The sequence below is a fragment of the Vibrio sp. 10N.239.312.D08 genome (assembly GCF_041466145.1).
GTDB classification, from domain to species: domain Bacteria; phylum Pseudomonadota; class Gammaproteobacteria; order Enterobacterales; family Vibrionaceae; genus Vibrio; species Vibrio crassostreae_C.
This window is the reverse complement of record NZ_JBFSSD010000041.1, coordinates 38,361-48,841: the sequence shown is the minus strand read 5'-3', so window position 1 is coordinate 48,841 and position 10,481 is coordinate 38,361. Positions and strand designations below refer to the sequence as shown.

The 10,481-nt window shown below is 42.7% G+C and carries 9 protein-coding genes; 5 read left to right on the top strand and 4 right to left on the bottom strand.

Going from position 1 to position 10,481, the window contains the following annotated elements; all coding sequences use genetic code 11:
* Positions 1-210: 210 nt before the first annotated feature.
* Together AB6D58_RS18790 and AB6D58_RS18785 are read left to right on the top strand one after the other, a co-directional pair.
* Positions 211-1,116 (top strand): LysR family transcriptional regulator, encoded by a 906-nt coding sequence (locus AB6D58_RS18790; protein ID WP_372158043.1) that lies wholly within the window; start codon positions 211-213, stop codon positions 1,114-1,116.
* A 261-nt stretch (positions 1,117-1,377) separates the two neighbouring features.
* Entirely contained in the window at positions 1,378-2,529 is a 1,152-nt protein-coding gene (locus AB6D58_RS18785) for a BamA/TamA family outer membrane protein (RefSeq protein WP_017069662.1), read from the top strand.
* A gap of 83 nt (positions 2,530-2,612) precedes the next feature.
* On the opposite strand, the gene AB6D58_RS18780 is transcribed toward AB6D58_RS18785, so the two are convergent.
* The 3 genes from AB6D58_RS18780 to AB6D58_RS18770 form a co-directional block, all read right to left on the bottom strand.
* Positions 2,613-3,170, bottom strand: coding sequence for a PhnA domain-containing protein (locus tag AB6D58_RS18780; protein WP_017060062.1), 558 nt, complete (start codon positions 3,168-3,170; stop codon positions 2,613-2,615).
* A gap of 228 nt (positions 3,171-3,398) precedes the next feature.
* Positions 3,399-5,903: a VolA/Pla-1 family phospholipase gene (locus AB6D58_RS18775; RefSeq protein WP_372158041.1), complete on the bottom strand. Its 2,505-nt coding sequence runs from the start codon at positions 5,901-5,903 to the stop codon at positions 3,399-3,401.
* An 18-nt stretch (positions 5,904-5,921) separates the two neighbouring features.
* A complete protein-coding gene (locus AB6D58_RS18770; protein ID WP_102394482.1) occupies positions 5,922-7,175 on the bottom strand; it encodes an outer membrane protein transport protein in 1,254 nt (417 codons plus the stop codon).
* Between the two features lie 358 nt (positions 7,176-7,533).
* On the opposite strand from AB6D58_RS18770, the gene AB6D58_RS18765 reads away from it, so the two are divergent.
* Positions 7,534-8,616, top strand: coding sequence for a site-2 protease family protein (locus AB6D58_RS18765; protein WP_017060065.1), 1,083 nt, complete (start codon positions 7,534-7,536; stop codon positions 8,614-8,616).
* 137 nt (positions 8,617-8,753) lie between these two features.
* On the opposite strand, the gene AB6D58_RS18760 is transcribed toward AB6D58_RS18765, so the two are convergent.
* Complete coding sequence (locus AB6D58_RS18760) at positions 8,754-9,542, bottom strand: M48 family metallopeptidase (protein ID WP_102320824.1); 789 nt, start codon at positions 9,540-9,542, stop codon at positions 8,754-8,756.
* Positions 9,543-9,681: 139 nt separating this feature from the next.
* Here AB6D58_RS18760 and AB6D58_RS18755 point away from each other — a divergent pair, with 139 nt between their 5' ends.
* Together AB6D58_RS18755 and AB6D58_RS18750 are read left to right on the top strand one after the other, a co-directional pair.
* The gene (locus AB6D58_RS18755) at positions 9,682-10,107 is read left to right on the top strand and encodes a hotdog fold thioesterase (protein ID WP_017060067.1); all 426 of its coding nucleotides are present in this window, start codon (positions 9,682-9,684) and stop codon (positions 10,105-10,107) included.
* Between the two features lie 95 nt (positions 10,108-10,202).
* Entirely contained in the window at positions 10,203-10,436 is a 234-nt protein-coding gene (locus tag AB6D58_RS18750) for a DUF3389 domain-containing protein (protein ID WP_017064605.1), read from the top strand.
* Positions 10,437-10,481: the final 45 nt, after the last annotated feature.

Genomic DNA, 10,481 nt, shown 5'->3' with positions numbered 1-10,481 from the left:
ACGGTGATTCTGGGGACTTTAACTATCTAGCTCGAGTTATCGAATACATTTAAGTCATTCGTTTGACATCAACGATAAAACCTACTATCTTAAGTGGTTTTTTTGTTTCAAATTGACGAGTTATTTTCACTAATATTATTCTGACAAAGTAGATATTTCGCCAACCTGTGATAATTTAAATACATAACGATTAAAAGTAAGCACAACAAAATGAATTTCAGCATTGAACAACTTCTCGCGTTCGTTACCGTTTATGACCAACTCTCTTTCAGCAAAGCCGCCGTTAAACTCAATAAACACAGAACGACAATCGGGCAGGTTATTACTAACCTTGAAGACCAACTCGCGGTAAGCCTATTTGAAAGGGTTGGGCGCTCTGTAAAGCCGACAGAAGACGGGCATCTTCTTTACCATTACGCTAAACAAACCATTGAACAAGCTCGTACCTTCGATAAGGTAGCATTGAGCCTCTCTTATGGCGGGTTGGAAAACATCACCTTTGCTTATTCTGGTGTGATACCTCATCAAATGCTTTTGGATATTCGAAAGAAACTGCGTCGTGATTTCCCGATGATGCGAGTGAACTTTTTAATCCGAAACAAAAAGGATATTAAGAAGGGCCTTCAAAGTGGCGAGTACCACTTTGGATTAGTCAATGTGCATGACAGCCGGGGTATACACAGCTTTGATGCGACTTTTCTAGGTCACATTGAGTTTTCCCCATTCGTTCAAAAAAATGGTGAGTTCTCATCTTTGGCGCAAGAGGGTGTACTTTTAGCGTTAAGAAATTCAAAGCAGTTTATCTTGAGATCGTTTATTGAAGAGGGAATGTCAGAAAAAGTAACCATCAGCTCCGATAACGAAGAAGTCGATCAATTGGCGTTAGTTATTAAAATGGTTGAAGCCGGTTTAGGGTGGGCACTGTTACCAAAAACGTTTGCTCATTCTGAATTTTCCCATTACGACATTGAACCTATACAGTCGTCTGAAATGCACCAAGGATTCAAATTCGGTTTTGCGCTTTGGTGCAATCATTCTAAGCAAGTGAAGGATGTAAAATTATCGGTTTTATCTGTTATACAAGAACATGTTGATCGAGTATTGAGTCAATATTAGCAAAGGAAGAATGTAGGTAACTTATTAATAGAGGCTCATTTATATGAGCCTTTTGCGTTTCTGTCATCTCGAAAGCTCTTTAATTTTGTAGGGCGACATCCTCTATATAGGAGTAGGGCAACACCATTATTTGGCCTATTCTATGCCCGTCGATTAAGGACCCCCTTTATTGGCAATAAGTGTTTAATTTCTATGTTTATTGCAAGGAAGCAAACTTTCGGCCGGGTTTCGTCACCCGGTCTTTTTTATGAGGCAAATTTTATGACTCGCTGCGGCGGCATTGTTCTTCTTTCCTGCTTTTTATTTACAACATCTTCTTTCGCATCGTTTTATGATCCTGTTGATGGTCAATTTGATATGGGGCATCACCTTGCGGAAAACGCATATGGCTTTTTGCCTATCCCAATTTTGATTACCGAGCCTGCGGTGGGGTACGGCGGCGGTGTGGCTGGTTTGTTTTTACATGAGACGGATGAGGAAAAGCGACAAAGAAAGCAAGCTGCTCTTTCTGCCATAGATGGTGGTGCGCAGTTAGTACCCTCAGCAATGTCAGTAGTGGGCGCAGTAGGGACAGAGAACGAAACTTGGTTTGTATTTGGTGGCCATAGACGATCTTGGATGAATGATTCCATTCGTTACACAGGAGGCGGCGGCTTTGGTGTTGCGAATTTGGATTTGTACACATCAATCAACTGGGGCCCCATAGATCATGACCTTAGAATAGGCACGTCAACTTCGGTAGCCGTACTTTCACAAAAGGTGCAGTTCCGGATTGGGCATACGCCTTGGATGTTGGGAATAAAGCAGTTATTAGCTAAGTCTGAGATTGAATTTGATAACATGGTTTTAGACCGAATTTTGGGTAACGAATCGGTTACTTCTGGTTTAGGGTTGGAGGCTGAATATGACACAAGAGATAATTTATTTTATCCAACCAAAGGTTACAAATTGTCTGCAGATTACATGGTGTACGACGATGCGATTGGCAGTGATTACAATTACCGAAATTTGAACATAGATGGCGAAGCCTATATCCCAATTGCCAATAAATGGACGTTAGGCTTGGCTGCAAATTATCAAAGCTTCGAACAGCAAGACCTGTTTGTATCACCCACAGCGAAACCGTACGTGTCGTTACGCGGGGTGTCATCTTATCGGTACCAAGGAGATGAGATTGAAACAATTCAAGGCCAATTGACGTATAGCATCACTCATCGTTGGAAGGTGTCTGGGTTTTACGGTTCAGGGGTTGCAAAGCAAGATAACGGCATAAGCCACGACAGTACCGTCAATGCCGGAGGTGTCGGCTTTCGATACCAAATCGCGAGACGTTACGGTTTGCACCTTGGGATGGATTATGCGCAAAGCCATGAAGAACGCGCTATCTACTTTAACGTAGGCAGTGGTTTCTAGAACAACGGAATAGGTTAAATTTTTCCAAGAAAAAAGGCGCTAATTAGCGCCTTTTCGTTTTCTATCACTTTCTTACAGTAAGATTACTTCTTACGGCAGAACTCAGCGATTACGTACATTGATTGACCGCCGTTTGTTTTACCAGAAACAAGCTTAGGATCGTCACCAACGCTGATACCACGAATAACAGTACCTTGCTTAATCACTTGGTTAGTACCTTTGATTGGCAGGTCTTTGATTACTGTTACGTCGTCACCTTTCTTAAGTTCAACGCCATTCACATCAAGAGGCTTGTCATCAGCAGACATGCCGATTTGTGCCCAAACTGATGTTTCTTCTTCAAGGTACATCATGTCTAGCGCGTCCTGAGCCCAGCTTTCTGTGTTCAGACGAGTAAGTTGACGCCATGCCGTTACTTGAACTGGCGCTTCCTGGCTCCACATGCTGTCAGTCAGACAACGCCAGTGGTTGATATCTTTAGGATCGTCAATCTCACCAAGACATTTGTCACATACCATGATGCCGTGATCCACTGTTACGTGGCTGTGTGGCGGCACTGCGTATGCAGTAAGAGAAGAATCAGAACCACATAGTTCACATTTAGATTGGCAGCGTTCTAGCATAGTAGCTTCAGAAGACATAATGGACTCACATTTATTAGGTATTAAATTACGGGGCTATTATCCACTTTATTTACAATAAAGAAAGAGGTCGTACGGTATTCTGTCTTGATTAATTTTAGCTGAGATCAACCATTTGTGTTTTAAAGTTTTATGCAAACGGTTAACTAGGGAAATTGTTCGAACGGCAGATACAAAAATGCCAGCGGTTAGGCTGGCATTTGGTTAAATTAAATTTTGCTCATGCGCTTACTTACTCGCATCTAACAAGCCATCGGTTACGCTTGCAATGCCAGTACCTTGCGACAAGGTAAATTGTACAATTTGTGAGGTCATTTCTGCGTTGGCTGCTGCATCACCAGCATTTTGCTGAGAAATTACAGTGGAGTGGTCTGCTTCTGAAGATGCTTTGTCAAAATACGAAGCCAGCTTGTCTCCCGAAGAGTCCAGTGCAGTATTAACCAAGGATAACTTTTTAAACAGGGGTTCGGTACCTGCTGTTGGAAACTCAGCGACCGAGTTTGGTATCGTTTCGTCACCATTCGCTTGAATACCAAGCACAGGTCCCGTAGTTGTAGATGCAATATTATATGGGTCAACGTTATCTAGAACTGTTTGCGCAGCATAAGTGAATGAAGTAAGGATCGAGTCGATTGTCGCTTTGACTGCTTTGTCTGAGGCTGAAGCACTATCATTACTTAGGGCTGTGTAGTATTCATTAAAGCAATCACCACCTGACTTACTGACTGGCACACAGTTACTTACATAATGTGCTTGGTACTCGGTTACACTTGATAGGCTCACGGTGTGCTTAATCTCAGGAGAAAACGAGCCTGACTTAAGCAAGAAAGGGGCAATGCCACCACCTGGGTTAGCAAGTGTTGCACTTGTATAACTAAACATAGAATCAATAGCAGGGTTCAACGAACTGTTACCAACGGTATAAGAGCTGATACCTGTAATCGCCCCGATAGAATGCCCAAATAGAGACACATTCGTTTTGTCGAGGCGACTAAATGCTGCATCAGTAGCAGAATTTAACGCAAAACGAACTCCAAGACCATCAATGGCGCTCTGACGGATGTTATCTCGTGCAACAGGTAAATACTCAAGATTCATGTATACAGTAGGTGTTGTTGGTGTCGTAACAATATCTGCACTTAGTGCGCGTTGACCGTGAAGTGGTTGGTCGATAGCAATAATTGCATAGGGTTTGTATGGTGCAGATCCAGTAAGTGCGCCGCCAATATGCTGCATCGCAAAAGCATAAGCACTCTCTTTGATGCTAGTGATACCGTGTTGGTACTGTAAAATTGGTAAACTGCTGTCGATAGCTGCTCCTTCAGGTACAAACATAACGAACGGCACTGACTTTGCTGCTCGAATTTGCGGTACAGCGCTGTATTTCGTCATAACTCTAGCGCTATCCAATTGCTCTCCGCTTGCAAGAGTTAACTTTTCTCCAATGAGTAATTGTTGGTACTCTGCTTGATAGAGTTGAGCAGCAGGCTCTGTGATCCCTAAACCTGCCAGCTGTGTAGCAATAGCTGTTTTGTCCGAGTCACTTCCTGAGCTGAGTACATTCAAGATAGTTAAAACACTAGGCATCGCACTGCGCCAAGGCGTTGTTTTCCACGCATTGTTAGTTAACGAATCTGACAGGAAGTACGGTAATTTAACTGTTCCTCGATACACTTGAATAGAAGCTGCTGCTGGTGTTGAAAAGTTAGTGTTATAACCCGCAGCTAATTGTGTTGCAGCATCGTCACCAAATGCACTCTTAAACATCGCGTCAGCTTGTACAGCTGTAGCAAAATCCTGTTTCTTTCCATCAACTGTAAATGTATACAGATTATCAAGATCAGCTTCCGAAATACTATTTGGATTCGCTAGGTTCTTCCATATATCAGACGGGGTAACTGCGGGGCTAACTGTTTGTGCAATTGCAGCTTTGGTCCCGTTCATAACGTTACCTGCCGACGCAGTAGTAAACCAAGATGAGTATATGATTTCATCTGAGCTTGATACAGAACCATAGCCAGCGAACAACGCTTCAACTTGATGGATGATTTTCTGTGGTAAATCGAGCGAGCCTGCTTGGTCAATATCTGTCGTTTTTAAAGATGCGTAAGAGCTTGATGTTCCAAGTGGTTCATCTGCGCTATCAACAATTGAGTCAGTTAATGCATAGATGTAGTCAGAGCTAGGATCTAAACCTTTAAGAGGCAACACTTGTATGGTCTTAAAATCACTAGATGCCACTAAGTAGTCAACGCCAGCAGTTAGCGCAGTAAAGTTAGACATTACACCAGTGCTCAGGTCAACATCCACTTTAGCAACTTTTACACCGGCATTTAGGTGCGCGCTAAACGGTGTCGTACCCATTATCACGACATCATTCTTCAGCGTCCTATCACTTGGAAGATTCACATTGATAGTGAACGGCATGATAGTACTCCAACCATCAGCTTCCCCCATGGCTACTTTTGGATCATTCAAGAGCCCCGTTGAATTTGCATCTAACGGAATATTTAGAGTGTGATCGTTGGTATCGAACAAGAAAAACGAAGGAAGAGGAACATCCGCTTCATTACCTAGAAGAGTGAAGCTAATTTTTGAACTTCTAGCTAATGATTGGTTGATTGCATCTGAATAAGGTGCCGCTGTTGAATCACCAGAGCTTTCACTATTGTCGCCACAGCCCGCAAGTAGTAATGCTGAGCATACGAGAGATAAAGAAAATTTGTTGTTCATGTAATTATTCCCGTACGGTTAGTTGAAGATGTAGTTAAGTTGTATCGCTGAAAGGTAAGCAACGCCTTCAGCATCAAATGTAAGCTTTTGTCCTGCCGCATCAGTTTCGGTAAACGAACCGCTTTCACTTTGTACGAGTGCAAATGCAGCATCGACAGTCATATTCTCTGAAATAGCGTAGGTGAGACCTGCTGAATACCACATACGATCGCTGTCTGGGATGCTTAATGTCGCTTCACCAGCTTGCTCGTCATACGCTAGGCCCGCTCGTACCGTCCAATTTTGATTAACCATGTAAGTTCCACCTACAGACCATCTCTGATTGTCTTCGTAATGTTCGGTTTTCAAGAAACATTCATTGTTTTTACAATCTGAACTAGTGGCTTTTAACTCTTTGAACTTACTCCACTTAGTTAACTGCCAACCATAGTGTATTGCCCAAGCATCGTTAAGTTGATGAAAAGCAGATAATTCGAAGATATCGGGCAGTTCAATTTCTAGACGCCCTGTGGTTTTACCAGGAGCGCCGTTTTCCATTTTTAGACCTGTGTAATCAGTGAACTCACCGTCATCAAAGTCGAGTTCAACGGATGAGCGGTAACCAAACCCAAAACGGTTGTACTCGTTCAGTTCATATAACGCACCTACATTCCAACTAAAAGCAAAAGTCTCACCAGTCATCGAGATTAGTTTGTCACTTGGTGAGCCACCAACAGGAAGGCTGCCTTTGTGTCTGTTGAGCTCGGCCTCTGCATAAACAAAGTTAACTCCAGCTCCAACACTAAAACTATCGTTAACTCTGTACGCGATATTTGGATTTAAGTTGACTGAAATTAGTGATGTGTCACCGGCCAAATCACCAGCATAAATATCATCTGGGTAATCAGTGGCTACTCCGTAAGTCGTGAACATGCCAATTCCCCAAGCCCATTTGTCGTTGATAGGACTAATGTAATAAGCAGCAGGGACAATTTGTAAAGGAGCTACATCTGATGATTTTTGGTTGAAGTCGTTGTCATTGATTTTGGTTTGAGTAACGTCTACCTCGGGATCAACGATAGAAACCGCGCCTGAAAATTGGGCTGTATCAAATAGGGTCATTGCGGCGGGGTTTCTCGCTAGTACACTCGCGTTATCAGCTACTGCACCTTCACCTGAAAAGGCACGACCAAGACCTGAGGCAGAATGCTCAGCAACTTGGAAGCCAGCCGCAAGTGAATTGCATGCAAATAGCACAGAAAGCGAAACGAGAGAGCGTTGTATTGTTTTCATCCTTGACCCTCCTAGGGCATCGAATTTCGTTATTATGGTTTGAAAACACACTGAGCATTTTTGGTGTTGAAGCTCTAATGTAAATGGCATGTTAAATTCATGTTTTATATAAAGTCAAAGAAAGAGTTGTTATTTTGTGAGGTTATGTTTTAAAGGGGCGGCACTTTAACATCAATAATATAAGTATAATCAATAATTTATTCGTGGTTGGAGGTGTGACCAGAGTGTTTATGCATCGTTGCGGTATAAATAGTGTTCAATAGCTCAATATGTAACAACTTTGTTTCTGTTTACCACCATTCGCTAAATCGGCATAATATCGACACTCGTTAGAAGTCATTAAATTGGAATTTTAAGTTTGGAATTACTCGCGATAGAGTTTCTTGGAAAACCGCTTCGTTTAGAAGGATCAATGGCAGGGTGGCAACAGTTGTATTGGGATAACACTTTGGTATCTCAATTAGATGCGACCACAGACCAAGAAGACGCCCGAAAACACGAATTTACACTACGCGCTGGCGAAGAAACGTTGCAGTGTCACGTTGAATCGACCGTTCAGTGGCAACCGTTTGAGATGACGTATAAAGCGTCGGTGAATGGGCAAACCATTACCGAAGGCAATCGAAACACCAAAGATATTGAACAACAAACTCCTGTTGTCGCTCCTAAACCAGAGAAGCGTTTTAGCTTAATTGGGTTGGTGTCGCTTGGTATGAAAGCGCTTAAAAGCGCCAAGCTAATCAAGGTCGTACTTGCCTCTGCGAGTTTAGCGGCCTATTCATGGTTGTTTTCAATTCAGTTCGCTTTGGCCTTAATCGCCTGTTTAATGTTCCATGAGTACGGTCATATTAGAGCGATGAAATACTTCGGCATGAAAACCAAAGGGATCTATTTGATACCATTTCTTGGTGGCTTGGCGTTATCCGATGAAAAGATTAATACGCGTTGGCAAGATGTGGTTATCTCAATCATGGGGCCATTGTTCGGCCTGATATTGTCGTTAGTATTTATGGTGCTGTATTGGGCGACTGGCGAAATGTTCTTTGCCGGCCTTGCAGTATTTAATGCTCTATTAAACCTGTTCAATCTATTGCCGATTTTGCCTCTCGATGGCGGACATGTTCTTAAAAGTATCAGTTTCTCGATGAACAGTGTGCTTGGCATTGTACTTTGTGTCGCGGCTGCCGTTGCTGGTGTGGTATTGAGTTATCAGTTGAATTTAACCCTGTTTGGTTTCTTATTGATCATGGGCAGTGTTGAAATACTGTTTGAATGGAAAGGACGTCATCACAGTCACTTGTTACCGTTAGACAAATACGGGCAAGTCGTGTCGTTCGTTTGGTATGTAGGTTTAGTGAGCAGTTTGATTGGTGTTATCTGGTATTTTGCATCTACTGGTGATCAGCTATTAAGCCTACCATTACAAATTCTTGGTACTTAACGAGTGAGTTTCTGTTGTTGGAATTATCCAGCTGCTTAGTACACTTGAACTGTTAGCAAGCAAGAAACTGAAAATGCCCTAACCAATATGGATAGGGCATTTTTGTATTTACACCAGCTAGGCGATTCTTACTTAGATTACGCTTTGCAATTTGGTCTTGGTGAACCTGATTGAGGAAGCGTTTTTATCGTTGCTTGTAGATCTTTAATACGCGTACTGTGGGAAGGGTGCGTAGAAAGCAACTCTGGCGGTTGATTACCCCCTGATGCTTTCGCCATGTTTTGCCACAAGTTGACACTTTGGTTTGGATCGAAACCTGCTTGAGCCATATACTCTAAACCAACAACATCGGCTTCAGACTCTTGAGTTCGCCCATACGGTAGAATAACGCCATATTGAACGCCTAATCCTAACGCGGCCATCGTCATACCTTGATATTGTTTGTACTCTGATGCACCTAACGCGACATTAGTAATAGACAAGCCAGTATTAGCGATTTGAGACTGAGACAGGCGCTCATTACTGTGGTCTGCAAGAACGTGTGCCACTTCGTGACCGATAACCGTCGCGAGTTGGTCTTGGTTTACTGCAACATTGAGTAAACCCGTGTAGACGCCAATTTTTCCGCCTGGCAGAGCGAACGCGTTCACTTGGTCACTATCAAACACAACAACTTCCCATTCACTAAAACCTTGTTTAGGAATATATTGAGTGATGCTGTTCGCTACGCACTGTACATAAGCGTTAGTTTTGGCATCTTTACTGATGGGTTGTTCTTTCTTCATTTGTTCAAAAGATTGTGCTCCGAGCTGAGACATGTCTTTATCTGAAAAAAGCAGCAATTGGTTTCTGCCTGTCGGAGAAGCGCTACACGCGGTTAGGCCTGCAAGTGTGAGAAGCGAGGCAAACTTCATCCATGACGTCATACAATATCCTCTGTGTATTCAGTTTTTATGCATGTTAACATCAACTTGCGTAATAACTAAGAGCTGTAAGATAACTAACAGCGGTAATATAGAAAAAAGCTATGTACGCGATAACAAGATCAATAATTAAGGAACCCACATGAGTATTTGGAAAAAGCCCGTTGACCTAGATACCTTCAACGCGACCTCAAAAAACACCTTAATTGAACACCTCAACATTGTTTACACCGAAGTAAATGACAACTCTTTGGTGGCAACCATGCCGGTTTGTCATTTTACGCACCAACCACTGGGTATGCTTCATGGCGGCGCATCGGTTGTGCTAGCAGAAACGCTTGGCTCATTGGCTGCAAACTTCTGCGTACCAGAAGGCTATTATTGCGTTGGGCTCGATATCAATGCGAACCACGTAAGGTCAATGCGTGAAGGACACGTCATCGGTACTGCTGAGCCTATTCACTTGGGCGTCTCTACTCAAGTATGGCAGATCAATATCACTGATGATCGTCAACGCTTAGTTTGTACCAGCCGCTTAACTATTGCCGTGAAGAAACATAAAAGATAACAGACTAGGTAGTCGTACGCTGGTTTTGTCTTTAGAAGAAGTAATCAGTACTTAGAACAAGCAATTCGTATTTAAAGAAGTAACCCGAGAAGCCCATGGTCATAACGTTTAAAAGTGGAAAAGTCATCGCAACCGCACATGAATTGGTTGTTCGTTTAGATGGGGAGCATAGAGTCACGCTGCAAGCCCAAGTTGATGCAATTCAATTGATCGGAAAAGGGGCAAATGTTATTTCAGCTAACGGTTCTGAGTGTAAATGGTCGATAAAATTAGACGATGAACAGCAGCTCCGTGAAATCGCTAATGAAATTGGCTGCGATGTAATGTAATCCTTTACGGTAAAGGCACTTAACCCTTAAGATTGAATAACATCT